This window comes from Deltaproteobacteria bacterium HGW-Deltaproteobacteria-18 (assembly GCA_002841885.1).
Taxonomy (GTDB): Bacteria; Desulfobacterota; Desulfovibrionia; order Desulfovibrionales; family Desulfomicrobiaceae; genus Desulfomicrobium.
Map to the genome: position 1 here is coordinate 51231 of PHBE01000005.1, position 21454 is coordinate 72684.

The 21454-nt window shown below is 54.5% G+C and carries 19 protein-coding genes; 3 read left to right on the forward strand and 16 right to left on the reverse strand.

Annotated elements, in window-relative coordinates:
* Positions 1-7: 7 nt before the first annotated feature.
* From pseI to CVU60_05835, 14 genes are all read right to left on the reverse strand, one after another.
* On the reverse strand, positions 8-1054 hold the full coding sequence (gene pseI, locus CVU60_05770; GenBank protein ID PKN42496.1) for a pseudaminic acid synthase: 1047 nt from the start codon (positions 1052-1054) through the stop codon (positions 8-10).
* A 143-nt stretch (positions 1055-1197) separates the two neighbouring features.
* A complete protein-coding gene (gene pseG, locus CVU60_05775) occupies positions 1198-2760 on the reverse strand; it encodes a UDP-2,4-diacetamido-2,4,6-trideoxy-beta-L-altropyranose hydrolase (GenBank protein ID PKN42497.1) in 1563 nt (520 codons plus the stop codon).
* A complete protein-coding gene (locus CVU60_05780) occupies positions 2754-3011 on the reverse strand; it encodes a hypothetical protein (protein PKN42498.1) in 258 nt (85 codons plus the stop codon). The genes pseG and CVU60_05780 overlap by 7 nt, the downstream gene beginning before the upstream one ends.
* Complete coding sequence (gene pseC, locus CVU60_05785) at positions 3008-4168, reverse strand: UDP-4-amino-4,6-dideoxy-N-acetyl-beta-L-altrosamine transaminase (GenBank protein ID PKN42499.1); 1161 nt, start codon at positions 4166-4168, stop codon at positions 3008-3010. Before pseC ends, CVU60_05780 begins: the two co-directional genes overlap by 4 nt.
* A 2-nt stretch (positions 4169-4170) precedes the next feature.
* A complete protein-coding gene (gene pseB, locus CVU60_05790) occupies positions 4171-5169 on the reverse strand; it encodes a UDP-N-acetylglucosamine 4,6-dehydratase (inverting) (GenBank protein PKN42500.1) in 999 nt (332 codons plus the stop codon).
* A 47-nt stretch (positions 5170-5216) separates the two neighbouring features.
* The gene (locus CVU60_05795) at positions 5217-6956 is read right to left on the reverse strand and encodes an ABC transporter ATP-binding protein (protein PKN42501.1); all 1740 of its coding nucleotides are present in this window, start codon (positions 6954-6956) and stop codon (positions 5217-5219) included.
* Positions 6957-7453: 497 nt separating this feature from the next.
* A complete protein-coding gene (locus CVU60_05800; protein ID PKN42502.1) occupies positions 7454-8575 on the reverse strand; it encodes a transcriptional regulator in 1122 nt (373 codons plus the stop codon).
* A 25-nt stretch (positions 8576-8600) separates the two neighbouring features.
* Positions 8601-9311 (reverse strand): N-acetyltransferase, encoded by a 711-nt coding sequence (locus tag CVU60_05805; GenBank protein PKN42503.1) that lies wholly within the window; start codon positions 9309-9311, stop codon positions 8601-8603.
* Positions 9311-10363, reverse strand: a complete 1053-nt coding sequence (locus tag CVU60_05810) for an oxidoreductase (GenBank protein ID PKN42504.1) — start codon at positions 10361-10363, stop codon at positions 9311-9313. Before CVU60_05810 ends, CVU60_05805 begins: the two co-directional genes overlap by 1 nt.
* Positions 10364-10656: 293 nt before the next feature.
* On the reverse strand, positions 10657-11661 hold the full coding sequence (locus tag CVU60_05815; GenBank protein PKN42505.1) for a GDP-fucose synthetase: 1005 nt from the start codon (positions 11659-11661) through the stop codon (positions 10657-10659).
* Positions 11662-11680: 19 nt separating this feature from the next.
* Positions 11681-12799, reverse strand: coding sequence for a GDP-mannose 4,6-dehydratase (gmd, locus tag CVU60_05820; protein ID PKN42506.1), 1119 nt, complete (start codon positions 12797-12799; stop codon positions 11681-11683).
* 43 nt (positions 12800-12842) lie between these two features.
* On the reverse strand, positions 12843-13367 hold the full coding sequence (locus CVU60_05825; protein ID PKN42507.1) for a transcriptional regulator: 525 nt from the start codon (positions 13365-13367) through the stop codon (positions 12843-12845).
* A gap of 109 nt (positions 13368-13476) precedes the next feature.
* Positions 13477-13761, reverse strand: coding sequence for a hypothetical protein (locus CVU60_05830; GenBank protein PKN42508.1), 285 nt, complete (start codon positions 13759-13761; stop codon positions 13477-13479).
* 251 nt (positions 13762-14012) lie between these two features.
* Positions 14013-15977 (reverse strand): peptidase U32, encoded by a 1965-nt coding sequence (locus tag CVU60_05835; protein PKN42509.1) that lies wholly within the window; start codon positions 15975-15977, stop codon positions 14013-14015.
* A gap of 244 nt (positions 15978-16221) precedes the next feature.
* Between CVU60_05835 and CVU60_05840 the strand changes: the two genes are divergently transcribed.
* Positions 16222-17274 carry a hypothetical protein gene (locus tag CVU60_05840; GenBank protein PKN42510.1) on the forward strand — a complete coding sequence of 351 codons (1053 nt, stop codon included), beginning with the start codon at positions 16222-16224 and terminating at the stop codon, positions 17272-17274.
* A gap of 3 nt (positions 17275-17277) precedes the next feature.
* Entirely contained in the window at positions 17278-17481 is a 204-nt protein-coding gene (locus CVU60_05845; protein ID PKN42511.1) for a hypothetical protein, read from the forward strand.
* A 24-nt stretch (positions 17482-17505) separates the two neighbouring features.
* On the opposite strand, the gene CVU60_05850 is transcribed toward CVU60_05845, so the two are convergent.
* Together CVU60_05850 and CVU60_05855 are read right to left on the reverse strand one after the other, a co-directional pair.
* The gene (locus CVU60_05850; protein PKN42589.1) at positions 17506-18210 is read right to left on the reverse strand and encodes an RNA pseudouridine synthase; all 705 of its coding nucleotides are present in this window, start codon (positions 18208-18210) and stop codon (positions 17506-17508) included.
* A 5-nt stretch (positions 18211-18215) separates the two neighbouring features.
* Positions 18216-18584, reverse strand: coding sequence for a hypothetical protein (locus CVU60_05855; protein PKN42512.1), 369 nt, complete (start codon positions 18582-18584; stop codon positions 18216-18218).
* Positions 18585-18723: 139 nt separating this feature from the next.
* Between CVU60_05855 and CVU60_05860 the strand changes: the two genes are divergently transcribed.
* Positions 18724-21435 (forward strand): carbonate dehydratase, encoded by a 2712-nt coding sequence (locus tag CVU60_05860; GenBank protein PKN42513.1) that lies wholly within the window; start codon positions 18724-18726, stop codon positions 21433-21435.
* Positions 21436-21454 lie beyond the last annotated feature (19 nt).

Sequence of the window (21454 nt, forward strand, 5' to 3'; positions counted from 1 at the left end):
TCACCCCCTACTCTTCTATTAAACTCATCGACACAGGCATCCCTCTGCTGACAGCAAATTTTAGCTTCCTACCGATTACATGATCATAATATTTTGGAGGAAGACCTACTCCTGGACGAATTCTGCGAACATCGTTGGCACAGATGGTAGCTCCAACCGCTAAATCTCGAACAAAAAACAATGACTTTCGAAAAATCAAGGAATTTTTTTCAACTTCTGGCCGCTTAAAACCAGGCATGCCAACAGCCAACCAAGCCTCTTTCGCTTCTAGGCAAACTCTTTCCAGATCACTAGGCTCTATTGAAAACGCGCTATCAGGCCCGCTGTCTTCTCGACTCAAAGTAAAATGTTTTTCAATAACGCTGGCCCCAAGGGCAACCGACGTAACAGCGGCTATTGTTCCCAATGTGTGATCCGATAACCCGCTTACAACTCCGAATCTGCGTGAAAGTTCAAGAATTTGACGCAAATTAGCCTGATTTATTGGTGCCGGATAACTACTGATACAATGAAGCAAGATTAAATTAGCGCACCCAGATTCACGCGCAGCGTTAACTGCTTCTTCTATCTCTTCTTCGCTTGCCATGCCTGTTGACATAATCATCGGCTTACCCGTTCTAGCCGCATACCGTATAAGTGGAAGGTCGACGATTTCAAATGAAGCTATTTTGTAAGCTGGAGTCCCAAGATCTTCCAAGAGATCAACCGCTGTTTCGTCAAAAGGAGTAGAAAAAATGGTTATGCCGATACTACGGGCATGATCAAACATGGCTTGATGCCATTCATAAGGGGTTTCAGCCCATTTATAGAGATCATAGAGCTTGTAGCCATCCCATAATCCGCCTTTAATCATAAAATCCGGGGCATCACAGTCGATGGTCAAGGTATCAGCAGTGTACGTCTGCAACTTGATCGCATCCGCTCCGCACCTGTGTGCGGCTTCAATGGTTTGAAGCGCGCGCTCCAACGAACCGTTATGGTTTGCTGAAAGCTCTGCAATAATGTATGGTGGATGATCAGGGCCGATAGCACGGCCGTCAATGGTGAACGTCATCTTCAAATACCTGATTTGAATTTACAGTTTCTAATTTTCAGGATAAATTCTTATCCCTCGTACCAAAAAAGTGCCGGGGATTGTAAAAAGCCAACCTACCCAAGATCTAGATTGGAATAGAGGCGTTTATCAAACTTGTCGGGTCAGAGTAAACGGCGATAGACAAGCTCGCCCTCCCCTTGATCCTCATGTGTGAAGCCAATCCGATTCAAGACTTTACGTGACCGAATGTTAAAATCTTTAACCCGGGCCAAAATGGTGGCATGTTTTACAGACTCGCGAAAAGCTAACATCGCAACCTGGAGCAACTGCTTCCCCAGGCCACGACCACGTGCACACGGATCTAAAGAATAGCTAACGACCCAGCCAGACGGACTATGGTCAAAACGAACCTGCCCAACTGGCAATCCATTTCCTGTTTCTAAAATAAATATGCGACAATGGTCTAAATCTCGCAACCGATCATAAAACCATTTCCGATGAGTTTCAGCGTTGATTTGTTCCGTATTAAAAGCATTTTTACGAACCAGAGGGTCATTAGCCCAGGCCAAGAGTATCTTTTCATCATCTCTACGAGCCAGCCTTGCTTTAAGGGGAGTCTGGGAATTAAGTAATACCACATCTGCAACTCGCTCTACGCCTTGTCCATCCACCAATTTTCGACACCTTGTAGACCAATCAGGCGAAATCCCTGATTCCAAAATTCTCTGGAGTTCTTGCGCAATTACCGTCTCACCTATGGCATCTTTATGCCCAAGATAACGAACCAAGCCAAGTCGTCCTAATTCTTCAGCGATTGGCCTCTGATTTTCGGCCAACGTGATAACGAGAGTTGGCAAGCCCAAACAGCAACGCTCCCAGGACGTCGCGCCTCCAGCGCCTACAGCAAGGTCAGCCTTAACAATTAATGACGCAAGAGTTGGCAGGTGCTCATGCAAACAAATACGTTGGTTTTCCGCAACCTGCCTCCGAATTGAATCAATGTGCGGACTTGCGGGACTAATGACAACGTCAAGCATAATATCATCACGGCGTAATGACTTAAAAGCAGAAACCACCATACCAGTCAGACTATCACTATCTGCACCGCCAAAATATACCAAAATTCGACGAACAGGCCCTTCTCTAGGTGGAACACGATCATGCAACTCTGCATATATGGGATGCAAAAGACCATATTCCGGACCAAGCATCAATCCGCAATTCTCAGGAACTACGCTATTATAGCGGCTCTGCCAATCCTTAACTAAATTCTGGTCCAGCAACAAGTCACAGTTATGCTGACGATCTGCAAGGTCATCAATTATTAAAATCTTGCGGCAAACGGAACGCAACTCTCGTTCCCAATTAGCGTCGAGCGCATAATGGTCAACAACAAGCCAATCAACAGCCATATCCCGAATAACAGAACGTACCTGCGCAGCGTCCGTCTTCCAATTTGTGCCGAGCCATGCAGTATGTGCTGGCGAGTCAAGTTCGTACTCAATTTCCTGTGTTATATCTGTGGCGGGGAGATTGTGCACAGTAAATTCCCGTTCGGAAACAAGGTCGCTCAAATTTCCGGGATGTTCGCGGGAGATGAAATGACATTCGCATCCGCGTTCGCGCAAAGCTTCAGCAAGTGTCAGGCAGCGCATGACATGGCCCGTGCCGATTTCTAGAGACGCATCGACGCGAAAAACGATAATTCTCGGTCTCATTACCATTCCTCAATCTTGCTCAGGGCCCTGAGCATTAAGTCCGCTCGGTGCCAGTCCTCATCGGTGTCTGCGCCCCATTGATGGGAAATATCCGCGTTTTCTGCATCACCAGTAGAAATGATGACCTGCTCGAAACACCTACTCTTCCGCGCAGGTTCAATGGCCCAGGTAATCATAGGCCTGCCGCTAAATTCCCTGATGTTTTTGCGGGAAACGCGATTAATGCCACCCCTCGCGGGGATCACTGCCGGCTTCATGGCTCCACCGCCTTGCAAAGAGCCTCCACGACGGCGACCTGTTGACCTTCGGTCATGCCATGAAACATGGGAAGGCTAATCGCTTCGGCATAATAGCTCTCAGACTGAGGATAATCCCCTGGCTCAAAACCAAAATTTCGGTAGTAGGGTTGGGTGTGAACCGGAATGTAGTGCACATTTACGCCGATGCCTTGATTGCGCATGCTTTTGAAAATCTGGTCGCGTGATCCGCCCGTTTTTCCATGGTTCGTACGGATAACATATAAATGCAAACCTGAGTACGAGTCTGGATGCTGCCAAGGCGTGATTACGCAAACTCCAGCCAACATTTCATCGTAGCGCCGTGCCAAGGCATGGCGGCGTGATACAAATTCATCCAACCTTTTTATCTGACTAGCACCGAGTGCAGCCTGCAGTTCAGTCATTCGATAATTAAACCCAAGTTCGATCTGTTGATAATACCACGGCCCGTCAGGGGACTGGGTCATCAAGTCCGGATCACGAGTAATTCCGTGGCTTCGAAGAAGGGACATCCGATTCGCCAGACTAATGTCGTTTGTCGTCGCCATCCCCCCCTCAGCGGTGGTAATGATTTTGACGGGATGAAAACTGAAAACGGTTATGTCGCTGTGCCGGCAATTACCTATGAATTCTCCTCGGTATTTGCCGCCAATGGCGTGGGAAGCATCCTCAATAATTTTGAATCCATAGCGCCCTCCTAATGCATGAATGGCCGCCATGTCGCAAGACTGGCCACAGAGATGAACGGGAACAACTATCTTAGGCAAACATCCCTCACGTTCAGCTTTTTCAAGCTTCCTTTCCAGTGCGAGAGGGCAAAGATTGTAAGTGCGTGGATCAATATCAACAAAGTCGACACGAGCACCGCAGTACAACCCGCAATTCGCGGAAGCTACGAAGGTAATCGGAGTCGTCCAGAGCCAATCCCCAGGCCCAAGATTCAAAGCAAGGCATGCGATGTGAAGAGCTGAAGTAGCGCTATTCACGGCTACAGCATGTTCTGCCCCCACATGATTGGAGACTGCCTGCTCGAAACGCGGAACCACGGGACCCTGCGTAAGAAAGTCTGAGCGCAGGACATCAACCACCGCATCAATATCGGCTTGGATAATTTCTTGGCGGCCGTAGGGTATCATACTTAGATATTGCCTATTTTATCGTAATTTTCCAGAATCCAGGAAGATAATTCCTCGCGTGACATCCAATCAGTATTCCCATTACTCGTATAACTAAAACCTTCTTGCACTTTCTTACCATCTTTAATTCGCCTTGGACAATCCGACCAATTATTAATTGCCGGCAATATCTTGTAATATTCAGGATAATCGTAAGTATAATATGAATCATCCTCGCCAATCATTTGCTCATGCAGTTTCTCCCCGGGCCGAATACCTACAAATTCTAGTTTAGCATCTGGAGCTATCGCAAGCGCTAAATCAGTAACCTTCATTGATGGAATTTTTTTAACATAGACTTCTCCACCAACCATATCCTCAAAAGCCCGCCATACCAATTCTACACCTTGCTCTAACGTAATCATAAAACGCGTCATGCGTTCATCGGTTATTGGCAAAACGCCCCTATCCTTGATTGACATAAAAAATGGAATCACAGAACCGCGAGAGCCCATTACGTTCCCATAACGTACCACTGAAAATTTTGTTGTCTTTCCGCCAGCATAAGAATTACCTGCTACAAACAGCTTATCAGAAGCGAGCTTTGTTGCGCCGTAAAGATTGACTGGACTGCTAGCCTTGTCCGTTGAAAGAGCGACAACACGCTGCACTTTCTTGTCGATGCAAGCATCTATAAGATTCATAGCGCCGTTTATATTTGTTTTAACACACTCAAAAGGATTATATTCCGCTGTAGGAACAATCTTTGTCGCAGCAGCGTGGACAACGTAATCAACCCCGTCAAGAGCACGATAAAGACGCTCTCTGTCCCGCACATCACCAATAAAAAAACGAACTCGATCGTCACCTTGAAATTTTTGGGCCATCTCCCATTGTTTCATTTCGTCTCTGGAAAAAATAATCACTTTCGCTGGATCGTATTTGCCAAGAGTCATTGGCACAAAGGCGTTTCCAAAAGATCCCGTTCCACCGGTAACAAGAATTGTCTTATTATTAAACATAATAACCTATTATATCAAATTAATGACAAATTTATGAAAAACCCACACTATGAAGCGTCTTCTCTCAATATATTTCCGGCCATCATTCTAAAAGATTCGCATGACTTTTCCAACTCTTCAAAATTTCCACTTTTAACGACCCTTCCCTTCTCTAGAAAAAATATCCGATCGCAGTCTTTTACAGTTGTCAACCGGTGCGCAATTAAAATAACTGTCTTGCTCTTGCCGATATTGTGAACAGCACTCATCACTGCCTGCTCAGTAAGATTATCAAGAGCGCTTGTAGCTTCATCAAAAACAAGCACTTCTGGATCATGATAAAGAGCTCTGGCAATTCCAATCCTCTGACGCTGCCCCCCCGACAACCGTACTCCTCGCTCTCCAACGAGTGTTGAGTACCCATGGGGAAGATCTGAGCTTACAAAATCATGCAGCTCCGCGACGCGAGCAGATCGTTCAACTGACTCCATATTTATTTCATTTTCAGGGACGCCAAAAGCTATGTTCGCAGCTACGCTGTCATCAACAAGATAGATTTGCTGTGGGACGTACCCCAACACATTTTGCCACTCTCGGACATTATTTTGGGCAATAGGGGCATCATCGACAAACAACCCTCCTCCCTCCGGCCACAGGAGTCCGAGCAAAATATCCACGGTTGTTGTTTTTCCGGCCCCAGTTGACCCCACCAAACCCACCGTGGTATTAACCGTAATTTCCATATCCATTCCGCGTAATGCCGAAGTCTTTGCATCTGGATACGAATAGACAACATCTTTTAAATGTATACGCTTGCTCGGGGAAAGCGCACGGATTGAACTATTGATTTCCCCGCCTTCCTTTTTACAAAAAAGCTTCATATCATTATACAAAGAATCTAACGCTGCCAATCCAAACCGCAACTTGCTCACATGCGCATAAACTTGCTGCAGAGCTGGAAGGAGACGATATCCAGCGAAAGCATATACAGCCAAAATCGACAATACATGAGAAAAATTATCGTGCGTACGAAACAATACCAGCGCGAGTGTTAACACTCCGCCAAAAGCAACAACCTCCAGCGCATATCGTGGAAGTTGGCTCATGACCTGACTATTAGCCTGGTGCTGAGCAAACCGGAGCGCAGGAGCAGTAAATTTTCTATAAAACGCCTGCTCTCTGCCAAAAATTTTAACCTCTTTGATGCCACCCAAGGCTTCTTGCGCGACTTGGAATCTTTGCTTGTTAGCAAGCACTCTGTCTTTGCCAATTCTTGATAAATATCGACGAATAACAAAATATATCAGCAGGTAGGCACCACCGAGAACCAGTGACACAAACAAAGCTAACGTTGGATCAACGATCACCAACAATCCAATCATGAACAAAACCACGGCCCCATGAGCCAGCATTTGCATGACAGGAATAACAACTCCGTTGACCACTTCCCCAACCTCTGACAAGACGCTTTTTCCCAAATCCGCGCTATGCCTGTTCAAGAACCATTCGTAAGGGCGCTCAAGATATCCTTTGAACAAACGACATGACAACGAATAGTTGCGCATGTTGGTAAACCGCAACAGTGCCCATTGAGTCAACGCTTTGAAGCAAATCGAAGACAACAGCAGCACAAAAACCGCAACACCCAAAAAAAACAAAAATTCTTTGGGATCGCCATAACCCAGCTCTCCGTAAACTAATGCAAGCCACTTGTTGGTCTCTACAACCTCTGGGTTAGCAAGAACCGCCATAAAAGGCATAATCGATGCTACCCCAATCGTATCCAGAACGGCCATCACAAGGATCATCGCCAAAAGCAGATAGCTTCGACGTCGCTCTTTTGGCGTAAACAATGAAAGAATCTTTCGTATTAATAACATAGACTGGGACTACATAATTGAAACATCTATTCCAACCTTAAATTAAATCCGTCGACTTCTTATATCACCGCATAGGAGAATAAACTTGCGCACATATTCAGCAGTATGAATCATATCTAAATTCACCTAAAAGTCTTTGGGAGGCCTTACCTTCTCCATAAGGAGAACTCTCAATCTTAACTCTATTGTGCCGAGCTCTTATCGCTTCAATAAGTCCCTCCCGCTCCCCCCGCCAGCACATTCCTCCCCATCTCCACCGTTTCCACCCACTCCATCTCATCACATATCGTAATGCACGACAAACGGTGAAAAAAACCTTCTTCTGCACGCCGCCGGAATCAGTCAGGATTGATCTGCCTGAATCGCCCCCAGCTCGGCCGAAGCTTTGATGAACTGGGGGCGGGCTCCGATGACGGTGAGAATTTTCATTTTGGTTGTTGGTTGATGGTGGAGACCACATATTCAATTTCGGCTTCTGACAGCACCGGATCGATGGGCAGGGCCAAAGAGTTTGCCGCTGCCCGTTCGGCATGAGGGAAAGCTCCTGCTTTATGGCCAAGATAGGCAAAGCACTCCTGCAGGTGCAGAGGCAAGGGATAATAGATTTCCGTACCTACACCATGATTCGCCAAATGCTGTTTCAGACCGTCGCGATCCTGGTAGCGGATGACGAACTGGTTGTATATGTGCCGGTCCATGATCTCTACCGGCAGCGTCAGTCCTCTTTCCTGCAGGCCGGACGCCTCGAACAGGCGTCGGTAGATCCGAGCGTGTTCCTGTCTGGCCGCCGTCCAGGCATCGAGATGACGGAGCTTGGCCAGCACCACTGCGGCCTGGATAGTATCGAGACGAAAATTGCCGCCGATGAACTTGTGAAAATATTTGGGCTTGGAACCGTGGTTGCGCAAAATCTTCAACCGTTCCGCCCGATCCGCATCCTGGCAGACAACAAGGCCGCCGTCCCCGGCTCCGCCGAGGTTCTTGGACGGGAAGAAGGAGAACGTCCCGTAGTCGCCGATGGAGCCAGCACGGTGTCCCTTGTATTCGGCGCCGATGGCCTGGGCTGCATCCTCGATCACGGTGATTGGTTTTTGGTTGAAGGAGTGAGCGAGGTCCATGATAGGGTCCATGTCGGCCATTTGGCCGAATAGGTGGACGGGAATGATGGCCCTCGTGCGCGACGTTACCGCCTGCTCGATCAGGTTTGGATCGATATTGAACGTGACCGGGTCGATGTCCACGAAGACGGGTTTGGCTCCGACGCGGGCGATGGCTCCGGCGGTGGCGAAAAAGGTGTAGGGCGTGGTGATGACTTCATCTCCAGGGCCTATGTCTTCTGCCATAAGCGCGATGATCAGGGCGTCACTGCCCGATGACACGCCCACGCCATGCGCGCATCCCGAATACTCGGCCACGCCCGTTTCCAACTCCGCGACCTGGGGGCCGTTGATGAACTGCTGGGAGGCGAAGACCGCGGCCACGGCTTGGTCGATTTCGTCCTTGATGGCCTCGTACTGGGCCTTGAGATTGAGAAGGGGGACTTGCATTTGGTTTTTAGTTTTTAGTTTTTGGTTAGTCACGATGAGCTTTGGATTTTAGTTCGTCGTAGATTTTTGTGCCTGTTGTTTTTTCAGCCGGGAGGGGGGCCTCTTCGTCGAGATCCAGGCAGACAAGCCTATCTTGGCAAGCTGTTTTCGCGCTTGCGGTTTCAGCGTCAACGGTAAAATTGGATTTGAGTTGGTATCGGTATCCGGATTCCGGACAAACCATGATGCCCTCGCTGTCCGGATTTTCCAGCCTGTGCCCGTGGCGGCTCATCCATCCGGCTTGCCGTCCAGGAACACCCATGATCAGGGCGTAATCCGGCACATCGCGGGCTATGACACTACCGGCTGCGATAAAGGCATAGCGACCGATGGTGATGCCGCATACCACCGTGGCGTTGGCTCCGATGGTCGCGCCGCGGCGGATCAGCGTCTTCTCGTATAAAGCCTGTCTGTTCACCTGGGACCGGGGGTTGGTCACATTGGTCAGCACGCAGGAAGGCCCAAGAAAGACGTCATCCTCAATGACCGTTCCACCGTACACGGAGACGTTGTTCTGTATTTTCACATTGTTGCCGATGGCCACATTGGACGCGACCACCACGTTCTGACCCAGATTGCACCCCTCGCCGATGACCGCGCCGGGCATGACGTGGGAGAAGTGCCAGATGCGTGTTTTGGCCCCGACTTGCGCCCCTTCGTCCACATAGCTGGATTCATGCACGAAGTAGTCAGCCATCAGTACTCCAGCGGAAGGGATACGGTCTTACCGTCACGGGCCGAAAGATAAGCCGCAATGATAACTTCAAGGCTCTTCAACCCTTCCCGGCCATCGGTTTCGGGCTCGGCAACGCCCCGCATGGTGTCGATGACGTTCTTGTAATAGAGGGGATGCCCGAAACCGTAAACCGAGGTCGTCTCGTAACTGGCCTGTCTGATCTGATCATCGTACTCACAAGGCTCGGCGAAATCCCAGGTCTCGATTGCGTTCACGGCCACGCCGCCGACCCGCACTGTACCCTTTTCACCCAGAATTGTCAGGGATCCTTCGTAATTCTTGGGGTAGGTCAGCATGGTCACGGCCATAGACCCCAAGGCTCCATTGCGCCAGCGTACGTTCATGACCCCGGTGTCCTCGACCTCGATGTCGCGCGCAAGTGTCCCGGTCATGGCCTGCACGTCGGCGATGGGACCGATGAGCCATTCCAGAAGATCCACGTAATGGCTTGCCTGATTCATGAACGCACCGCCATCCAGTTCCCAGGTTCCGCGCCATTTGGCCTGGTCGTAATAAGCCTGCGGCCTGGCCCAGAACACGTTCAGATGGGCCATGTAGACGCGCCCGAACCGCTTCTCGTCAATGGCGCGCTTAACCATCTGTAGCGTCGTGTTGCGGCGGTTCTGCTTGACCACGAAGAAGCGGACTCGGGCGTCGTCGCAAGCCCGCACCATGGCCACCCCGTCGGCCCAGCGCGTAGCCATGGGCTTTTCGGTCACGACATGCTTGCCGGCCTTGGCGCAGCGTATGACCTGGGACGGATGCAAGCCGCTTGGGGTACAGATGCAGACCATGTCGGCGTCGGAATCTGCAAGCAGCGCATCAAGGCGATCAAATCCCTGGACACCATGCTCCTCTTCCATGCGGGCCAGCACTTCCCGATCCCGGTCGCACACGGCCACCAGTTCGAGGTCCTGGCCATGCCGGGCAATGGCTTCAAAATGCTTGCCGGAAATCCGGCCACAGCCCACGACAGCCACTCTTATCTTGCGATCTAGGATTGTTGAAAACATCACACCACCTTCCAATGCGGTCATTATAAAAATTGATCTCGCGAACTGACTTGTCCCAAATCATTAGGGACTCCAGGTCCTAGGCCTTATCCCAGTTATAAGCCTGTGCTCAGCAAAACTTCCATTCTAGGCGCTGCATCAACTGCTTGACTAGAAATCCGGGTCGTTAGCCGCAATGCGAGCGGTCAAAATGAAACCACGCACATATCGCTTTGCCCCGTCGCACTTACCCCTTGTTTTGGTCAACCAAAAACAGACCTGATCTTGTTTACAGTCGCGCCCTCGTCCGTATCCTAAGTCAAATTATCAACATAATTTTTGTACGCCAAGCCAATCCCCTCCGGCAAAGTGACGCCCGGCCTCCACCCCATGCCGCTTATCCGCGTCACATCAAGTAGCTTCTGCGGCGTCCCATCCGGCTTACCCTCATCAAACACAATCTCACCATCAAAACCCACAACCTCCGCCACCATGCCCGCGAGTTCGGCGATGGTCACGTCCTCGCCGCAGCCGATGTTGATCAAGGGTGGTTCGTTGTCGCTGAAAAGCGTTTTGGTATTCCCGGCCTCGCCCACCAGAAACACGCAGGCATCTGCTAAATCGTCACTGTACAGCAATTCGCGACGCGGCGTTCCCGTTCCCCAGACTGTAAAACGTCTGTCTCCACGCACCTTGGCTTCATGCGCCTTGCGGATCAGGGCGGGCAAGACATGGCTGGTTTGCAGGTCGTAGTTATCGCCGGGGCCGTAGAGGTTGGTTGGCATGACCGCAAGGTACCGCGTGCCGTACTGGCGGTTGTAGGCCCAACACATTTCGATTCCCGCGATCTTGGCCACCGCGTAGGGGCGGTTGGTGGGCTCCAGAGGGCCGGTCAAGAGATAGGATTCGCGGATGGGCTGCGGGCATTCACGGGGATAGATGCAGCTTGAGCCCAGGAAAAGGAGGTGTTGCACCCCGGCCAGGTAGGCGCTGTGAATGACGTTCGTCTGGATGATCAGGTTGGCGTGGATGAAGTCTGCAGGGAACGTATTGTTGGCCTGGATGCCACCGACCCTGGCTGCGGCCAGGAAGACGTGGCCTGGTCGTTCTTTTTCGAAGAATGCGCGCACTGCGACCTGATCCATGAGGTCCAAGGATTCCAGACGAACTCGGCCCGCTGCCCTGAGACCAAAATCCGGCACCTTGCTGTGGGTGGTGCCAAGGATGTTTTCGAATCCCTGGGCCAGAAGGGCACACACCATGGCGCTTCCGACCATGCCGGCCGCTCCGGCCACGAGGATTTTGTCTGTTTTGTTCATTGTCATGAATCCCGCCGCCTCACTCCTGCGGCGTATTGACGCAAAACCCCGCCCGCACGCACAGCTCTTCCTTTTTCGCGTCTTCCAGGTCCGCGCGCACCATTTCGGCGACCAGTTCCCGGAAAGTGATCCTCGGCTTCCAGCCGAGCTTCTCTTTCCCCTTGGACGGATCGCCAAGCAGGGTTTCCACCTCGGTGGGGCGGAAATAGCGCGGATCTACGGCTACCACGATCTTGCCGTTGGCGGGGTTGATGCCCTTCTCGTCCACTCCTTCGCCTGAAAATTCGATGGTCATGCCCAGCTCCCTGGCTGCGGCCTGCACGAAGTCGCGCACCGAGTGCTGCTCGCCGGTGGCGATGACGTAATCGTCCGGAGAGTCCTGCTGCAGCATGAGCCACTGCATCTCCACGTAGTCCTTGGCATGGCCCCAGTCACGCAGGGCGTTCAGGTTGCCCAGATACAGGCAGTCCTGCAGGCCTAGGTAAATCCTGACCATGGCGCGGGTGATCTTGCGGGTGACGAAGGTCTCACCGCGCAGGGGCGACTCGTGGTTGAAGAGGATGCCGTTGCAGGCATACATGCCGTACGCTTCGCGGTAGTTGACCGTGATCCAGTAGGCGTAGAGCTTGGCGCAGGCGTAGGGAGAGCGCGGATAGAAAGGCGTCTTCTCGGTCTGGGGGACTTCCTGCACCAGGCCGTACAACTCGGATGTCGAAGCCTGATAAAACCGCGTCGTTTTCTCCAGCCCCAGGATTCGGATGGCCTCCAGCATGCGCAGTGTGCCCAGACCGTCCACGTTAGCCGTGTATTCCGGCGTTTCAAAGGATACCTGAACGTGGGACTGGGCGGCGAGGTTGTAGATCTCGTCGGGCCGGACCTCCTGGATGATGCGGATCAGGTTCGAAGCATCGGTCAGATCGCCGTAGTGCAGAAAAAACCTGCGGCCCTGCTCGTGAGGGTCCTGGTAGAGGTGATCGACGCGATCCGTGTTGAAGAGCGACGCCCTGCGCTTGATGCCATGTACCTCATATCCCTTGGCCAGCAGAAACTCGGCCAGATAAGCTCCATCCTGACCGGTGATGCCGGTGATGAGGGCTTTTTTCAAGGAGGCTGGTCGCGGTGCGTCACAATTCTGCATGTGTCGTTTCCTGTTTCAAGTTTTGGCTTTACCCGGCACGGGGCTAAACCACCTTCCAATACGGCCGCTGCAAAAAAATCTGTTTCGAGACCTTGAATTCATCCACCCCTATCACCATCACCCGCAACTTTCTCCGGATCTTGCCTTCGGTCAAGCGCACATACTCGCCCAGCCTGTCCGCCTTGACCTCGCCGACGATCAAAAGGTCGATGAGCCCGGAGTCCTTGCCCAGGGCGTAGTCGTCGAGGATGTAGACCGCGTGTACGTCGCCAAGATCCCGGCGGACGTCTTCGACCACGCGGTCGATGCCCAGGCTCTTTTTGACGATAGAGTGCAGTTCGGGAAAAATGGGGTGCTTGGTGTTGGCGCGGAAGAAAAGGGAGCGGCCCTGTTTTTTCTTTTCCAGATAGCCGGCTTCGGTCAGGCTATCGAGTTCTTCCTTGACGGCGTTGGGGGATACGGCGAACTCCGTTGCCAACTCCCTGAGATAGCAGGACACGTCAGGGTTGAGAAAAAGTTTGAGCAGCAATTGAATGCGTGTTTTGGATGAGAACAGTTCCGAAAGCATAGGCTTTTCGTACAGCTGTTTTGAACAATATGCAAGAAAGCGGAACCAGAAAAAGCGACTCCCCACAGATCTGGAGAGCCGCTCTCAGGGAGGATGAAAACTGGCCTGACTACTCTTTTAGCGCCTTCTTCTGGCCCACGATGACGCGATCCTTGATGGCCTCGTACTTGGCCGGTCCGATACCCTTTACCTCCTGGATCTCCTCCACCGAGGCAAAAGGATGGGCCTCGCGATACTCAACAATTTTGCCGGCGGTCACCGGCCCGATCCCGGGCAAGCTCGTGAGTTCCTCCACGGTCGCGGTGTTGATGTCGATCAGATCCTGAGCAAGGCCCGGGACGGCAAAAAAGCCCAGGAGCAAAACGCAGATCATCACTTGCAGCAATTTCTTCATCAAAATACCTCCTTATGGATTTCGGAGGATCAATGCACAAATTTCCACTGCTCCACAATATTGATTTATCAATGTACGAAACATGTCCGGCATATAGTCATAAACATATACATAATGCAGCCATGAATACAAAAAGCATAGAATGTAAAATCGAGATATATACGATCGAATACGAGCAGCGAATGCGTAAAAGCATAAAAAAAGCAGGCCCGACAAATCAGACCTGCTCCGTATCGAACATGCAAACTTGACTACAGCATTTTCAAATCCCAGTTCCAGAGGCCCTGGCGTTCCTTGACCGAGACCTTATCGGGCACTGGTTCGTGCAGACGGGTCAGGAGGGTGTACCCAGCCTTTTCCAGCTCCGCCCATTTTTCACTCAGGTCGATTTCCCAGTTGGGGAAGGTCCAGACCAGCCCGCCGTAGGTTCTTGACCAGAACTGCTCTCCCTTGGGGCTCTGGAATGGCTCTCGTTCGCGCAAATTTTCCGAACGGATGCGCGAGACGCACAGGGGATGGATGCCCTTGACCAGAATGCCCAGCGGCAACGGCGAGAGCGCGGGCAACTCCAGGAAGCCCTGACGATCCAGCTCCGGACTGACAAAGGCCCCTGCAAAACCCATGCGGGAAAGCTCCGCCAGGGCCAATGGGTTGGCCGTGTTGCACATGGGTCCGGCCCAGAAGGTCTGACGCTCGGGCTTGCCGAAAAGCCCCATCTGCCAGGGCGCGTTCAGCACGAACTGCCGGGCTCCGAGGCGGGTCATGTTGTCCAGGCACTCGGTCCAGGCCTTTTCTTCCCCAGGCCAGATCACGGGCGGAAGCCACCACCAGATGCGGCCGAAAATGTTGCGGGATATGTTCCGCTCCACTCCCGGAGTGAGCCAAACGGCCTGCTCGCTCCGATTGCCCAGACGTGCCGGCAGGCTGCGCCATACATCCATTTCCTGCGCCTTGCCCTTGCGCTTTATGGCTCTGGGCAGGATCGGGGAAAAGGTGGATTCTTTGGTCGGCCGGTCGAAAACCAGATCTTTTTTCAGATCCGTGATCAAGGCTTGCAGCTCCCGCTCCCGACGGTCCACCAGAAAGACCGGAGCACCCTGGGGAGCGGGACGCCCCTGCCCCTTGGCCAGTTCCAGGCGACCGCCCTTGGGGATGTCACGCCGGATTTTGACGGTCTGATGTCCGGCCTGATCCTCGTAACCGATGCGCAGCAGATCTCCGCCTTTGAGCGGTTCGCGCGGCGAGACGTAGGCGGCCTTGAATCCGCCCTGGACCTTGCCGACCATGTGGCCCGAAGCTGTCTGCTCCCGGTCGGCGATGGGGTTGCTGGGCCTATGTCCAAGAAAATTGTAGTGCGAGGAAGGCCGCCCCAGCGCCATTTCCAAAAGCCCGAGCGCCGCCTTGCGCTGGGCCGGGTCGTCGCCCGCGTCACGCAGCATGCGGTAGGCCGTCACCGTGTAATAGACGTAATGCGGACCCTTCTTGCGCCCCTCGATCTTCCAGGAGTCCACCTTGTCCACACCGCCCAAAGGCCGCACCAGCACGTCCAGGGACAGGTCGTCACAGGAGAAAAACGAGGTCTTCTGGCTCTTCTGCTGGTACTGACGCCGGCAGGGCTGCACGCAGCGGCCGCGCAGGCCGCTTTTGCCGCCCAGATAACTCGACCAGTAACACCGGCCCGAGACGGCATAGCACAGCGCTCCATGCACGAACACCTCAAGCCCCAACTCCTCGGGACAGCGGGCGGCGACGGCCTTGATCTCATCGACGGACAGCTCTCGGGGGAGCACCAGCCGATCCACGCCCAGCGCCAGGATTTGCGGCAATCCGGCGATGGTCCCGCCGTTGGCCAGGGTGGAAAGGTGCAGTTCGCCCTTGAACCCGGCCTGCCGGGCCAGGGCGGGCAGGCCAAGATCCTGCACGATGAGCGCGTCCGGCCCTACCTGCGTCTGCAACCGATGAATGAGACGCCCGGCCTGATCCAGCTCCGGAGTTTTGAGCAGATTGTTCATGGCCACGTGCACGCGAACGCCCTTGGCATGAGCCAACTCGGTCAGGGCCGCGAGCTCGGTCAGGGAAAAATTCTCCGCCTCCATGCGTGCGGAAAAGTTTTTCAGGCCGCAATAGATGGCGTCAGCGCCGGCTGCGATGGCGGCCAGAAAGCTGTCAATGTCACCGGCCGGTGCGAGAATTTCGATTTTTTTCTTGAGTTCCATGGGAAGACCAACGGCCCGTGGCCGAAAGTTAATATCCACAGGCGAAAGGCCCGCGGCGCTGCTGCGTATGAAAGTACTGATCAAAAGGCAGGCGAACTGATTCCGGGTAGCGTAACGGACAGGGGGGATGTCAAGGACCAATACGTGCAGGAGCGGCCGGGCGCTTGTTAACTACGCACTAAAAGCGTAAGACAATTGCTCGGCACTACCTAAGAACATGTAGGAAAACAGGACATGTAAGCACATGGGAATGACGGATCTCGTTTTCGTAGCCACAAGCCAGGACTCCCTTTTCCAGGAAACCAAGGATCATCTTGCCAAGCTCGGATACAGCAACTGCGCACGGTTTTCTTCAGGCAAGGCGGCAGTGGAGTTCATCAAATTCAATCCGGCGCGGATCATCATCGTCGACACGGAAGTCGAGGATCTGAGCATCGCCGAGTTCGTCAGCGCTCTGCGCGAAGTCCGGCAGGCCGAATATCTGCACATCCTGGTCATTTCCTCGGAGCGAGCCGAGGAGTTTGTACTTGGCGTCATCTCCGCCGGATGTTCGGGTCTGGTTCTGCGCCCCTACAACCTGACGGCCCTGGAAAAGCACATGGCCCAGTCCAGAAAACTGGTGCAAGCCCAGGACAGCGACCGCGAAACCGTGGAGCAGGCCGCAACGTTGATCGTGCAAGGCCGCTACGAGGATGCCATCGGCGACCTGACGCTTGTGGTCAATCAGGAGGACGAGCAGGCCAGCCGCCTCTTCTTCCGGGGTTGCCAGTTTCTGGTGGACAAGAAATGGTCCGACGCGATCCAGTCCTTCAACCAGTCCCTGGCCCGCAACCAGACGTTCATCAAGGCTTACGAAGGCCTTGCCCAGGCCTATCTGGGCAAGAACGACACGGACCGCTATCGCCATTACCTGCAAAAAGCGGCTGAAGAATATGCAAAACTCAACAACTTTGCCAAGGTTAAAAAAATATTTGTCGAAATCGTCAAATATGACGTCAACGCACCCAATCCTTACAATACTCTGGGCATCAGGTTGCGCCAGGAAAAACAGTACAAGGAAGCCATCCAGGCCTATTTTCAAGCCGTACAGCTTAGTCCCAAAGACGAAAACATTCACTACAACATGGCCAAAGCCTATTTCTGCGATGCGCAACCTGCAAACGCTCTGGAATGCATCAAACTCGCGTTGGGCCTATCCCCGGAACATCTCGAAGCGCTCAAGATGTACCGCCTGCTGACCGGCGTTTCCTGGGAAGACAATTCAAACGCCCCCTTTCAACCACCCAAGGGGATGTGAGTCATGGCCAAGTTCAGCACCTGCGCAATTTGCGGAAAACTGGTCGATATCGATCAGGAGTCCCACACCCTGTTTCATTGTCGCAACTTTCTGCTTCGCTCCTTTTACGGTGAAAAGAACGAACACCGCCGCGCACGCCTGCAGGAACGCATCGACACCCTGAACGCCCGCATGCGCGTCAAGGGCAACAACCTGCTCGATACCTGACCGCTCCACCATCGATCACCACTGCTACTTCCCGGAATTTCCCGCTCCCTGCGGCCATGCCAGCCCGTCCAGCGGGCCCAGGGCCTCAAGGACGCTTACGGTCGTCTCCTCCAGAAACATGGCTCCGCTTCCGGGCGGACAGGCGTAGGAGTAAATCTTTCCGTCCAGGAAAAACCGCAGGGTATGGGCATGCAAGTACATGCGATCCGGCCACTGAGGGACAATGGGATGGTAGAGGACGTCGCCCAGAACAGGCGCGCCCAGGCTCTTCATGGCCACGCGCAGCTGGTGCGTGCGTCCGGTCATGGGCTTCAAAACAAAAAGACGCAGGCCAGGACGCACGGCCCAGCTCAAAAACCGCGTCCGTGCCGGACGCTCCATGGTCCGGGCCAGCTTCCAGCTGCCCCGCCGCGAGCGGATCATGTCGCCCTGGATCAGGCCCTGCTTCTTGCGCGGGGCAAGGTCCGACAGGGCGATATAGTATTTCTGCACAGCCCGCTCGCGGAACAGCCCGGCCAGAATCCCGGCCCACGCCCGACTCCTGGCCAGGAGCAGCAACCCGGAGGTGGCCTTGTCCAGGCGGTGGACCGGAAAGATCCTCTCCCCCAACCGGTCCCGGACCAGGCTGCACAGCCCCGGCTGGCCGTCGCAATCATGGAAATCAAGCCCCGGATCCTTGTGCACGACAAAAAAACCGCGCTCTTGGGCGATCACGTCAAATCCCGGCATCACGATCACCACTTCTTCTTGGTCTTGTTCTTACGGCCCTTCGGGGGGTATTTGGAGCGGTGCTCGTCGTAGCGGTAATAAGGCTCCGCCAGATCAAGGTTCAAGGTCACCGGCCCGCCCAGAAGGACCCGCAGATGACGCGGCAGCACCACCGCGCTGCGCCAGCCACGGTCCAGATAGAAATAGATCTTGCGATCCAGATCGAAGTACACCCCGACATCGGGATAATAGTGGTAGCGGTACTTGTTGCGATACCCATGGGCTGGGGCGTGGTCTGGCGGACCCTGATGCTGCGGGGGCGCGACGGGTGCGATGACGCAGCCCTGAATCACGAAAAGCGTGAGTGCGAGCAACAGCCAGTTGTTGAGCCTCATAAACACCTCCTGACGTTATCGTTTGCACACTTCACTTCTTGAAGTTTGCCATTATGTCCTCTAATCAGTAAACACTTGTTTTCTCAAATTGACGTGAATGCTTTACGCCTGCCCCATCTCCAACACGAGGAGCCTTCATATGGATTGTTTCAGCGGAAAACTCTGGCACCACCTGCCTTCCAAGGAAATTCTGGAAGTTTTTCAGGTCGATCCGGACAAAGGACTGGACACGCTGCAGGTCAAGTGGCGGACGGACGAATTCGGACCCAACTCCCTGACCGCACGCCGGGGCAAAACCAAGCTCGAACGCTTCCTGCTCCAGTTTCACCAGCCACTGGTCTATATCCTCATCGCGGCCGGAATAATCACTGCGACCCTGGGTGAAGTGGTGGATTCGGGAGTCATCGTCGGTGTGGTCCTGGTCAATGCCATTGTCGGCTACATCCAGGAGGCCAAGGCGGCCGGAGCGTTGGAAGCGCTTGCAAATTCAATGATAACCGAAGCTGTGGTCATTCGTTCCGGCTCCACCAAGCGCGTGGCCGCATCCGAACTTGTCCCCGGAGATATCGTGGTCCTGCGCTCGGGCGACAAGGTTCCCGCCGACCTGCGCCTCTTTTCCATCAAGGATCTGCGCGTGGACGAATCGGCCCTGACCGGCGAATCCGTGCCCGTGGGCAAATCAACGGACCTCCTGCCGCAGGATGCTGTCCTCGGCGACCGCCGCAACATGGCCTACGCATCCACGCTCATCACCTACGGCCAGGCCATGGGCGTGGTCGTGAGCACCGGCGACTGCACTGAAATCGGCCGCATCTCGACCATGGTCTCCGAAGCCGATGACCTGGCCACTCCCCTGACCCGCAAGATCACAAGCTTCAGCCATATCCTGCTTTGGGCCATCCTGGGTCTGGCCGCCCTGACTTTCCTGGCGGGCGTCCTGCGCGGCGAAAAAGCCGCCGACATGTTCATGGCCGCCGTGGCCCTGGCCGTTGGTGCCATTCCCGAAGGCCTGCCTGCGGCCGTGACCGTCATCCTGGCCATGGGCGTCTCGCGCATGGCCTCGCGCGGCGCCATCATCCGCAAGCTCCCGGCCGTGGAAACCCTGGGCGGGGCTTCGGTCATCTGCTCGGACAAGACCGGCACCCTGACCGAAAACCAGATGACCGTCACCGCCATCTTCGCCGGACGCTCATCCCATGAAGTCAGCGGAACGGGCTACCGGCCCGAGGGCAAGGTCGAAGGCTTTGACGATGAGAACCAAGCCCTTCGTACCACGCTCCTGGCCGGCCTGCTCTGCAACGACACCCGCATCGAATATCTGGAGAACGGGGAAAAAGTCATCGGCGACCCCACTGAAGCGGCGCTCATCGTGGCCGCCGGCAAGGGCGGCCTCGACCTTGAAACGGAATCCAAAAACCTGCGCCGAATCGACACCCTGCCCTTCGAATCCGAACACCAATACATGGCCACCCTGCACGACCAGGGCGCGGACACGCCCCGCCTGGCCTTCTTCAAGGGCTCGGTTGAAACCGTGCTCGACCGGGCGGCCATGGAGCTTCAGGCCGACGGCACTCTCAAGCCCCTGGATCCTGAAGCCATTCGCAATGAAGTCGAACGCTTTGGCATCGAAGGCATGCGCGTGCTGGGCATCGCCTGCAAGGAACTGCCCGCAGAAAAGTCTTCGCTGGGTCACGAGGACGTGTCCTCCGACCTGATCTTCCTCGGCCTCACGGCCATGATCGACCCGCCGCGCCCCGAGGCCATCAAGGCCGTACAGGCCTTCCACCGCGCCGGGGTCAACGTGAAGATGATCACCGGCGACCACGCGGTCACCGCAGCGGCCATCGGCGTTCAACTGGGCCTTGGCATAGAGACCTGCCCCGGCCACCCGACCTGCCAGGTCATGAGCGGTTCGGAAATGGCCCGCATGTCCGATGAAGAGTTGATCGCCAAGGCCGCCGACACCGCCGTCTTCGCCCGCGTCGCGCCGGATCAGAAGCTGCGCCTGGTAATGGCCCTGCAAAGCCGGGGCGAGGTCGTGGCCATGACCGGCGACGGCGTCAACGACGCACCGGCCCTGAAGCAGGCCGACATCGGCGTGGCCATGGGCAGAGGCGGCACCGAGGCGGCCAAGGAAGCCTCGGACATGATCCTGACCGACGACAACTTCGCCACCATCGAAGCGGCCGTGGAAGAAGGACGGGGCGTGTATGACAACCTGCTTAAATTCATCGTCTGGACCCTGCCGACCAACGTCGGTGAAGGCTTGGTCATCCTCACCGCCATCCTGCTCGGAGTGGCCCTGCCAATCCTGCCGGTGCAGATCCTGTGGATCAACATGACCACGGCCGGATGCCTCGGCCTCATGCTCGCCTTCGAGCCCAAGGAGCCGGGCATCATGGACCGCGACCCGCGCGACCCGCGCATGCCCATTCTGGATACGGAGTTATACATCCGCATCCTGCTCGTGGGCGGGATTCTGCTCATCGCCGCCTTCGGCCTCTACGAATGGGAGCTGTGGACCACCGGCGTGCAGGAACAGGCACGCACCGTGGCCGTCAACGTCTTCGTCATGGTCGAGGCCTTCTACCTCTTCAACAGCCGCTCCTTCACCCGTTCCCCCTTTGCCCTGGGCCTGGGGACAAACCCGTGGGTAGTCGCCGGATTCGGGATCATGGTGCTCCTGCAGCTCGCCTTCACCTACGTCCCGTTCATGAACGTCCTGTTCGGCAGTGCACCCATCGGTCTGTTGCCCTGGCTCAAGATCATCGGGGTATCGATCCTGGCCTTTATCGTCATCGAGGTCGAAAAATGGCTCCGCAACCGCCCCGCACGGGTCGAAGAAGCATAAACCGGGGAGGCAGGCCTCC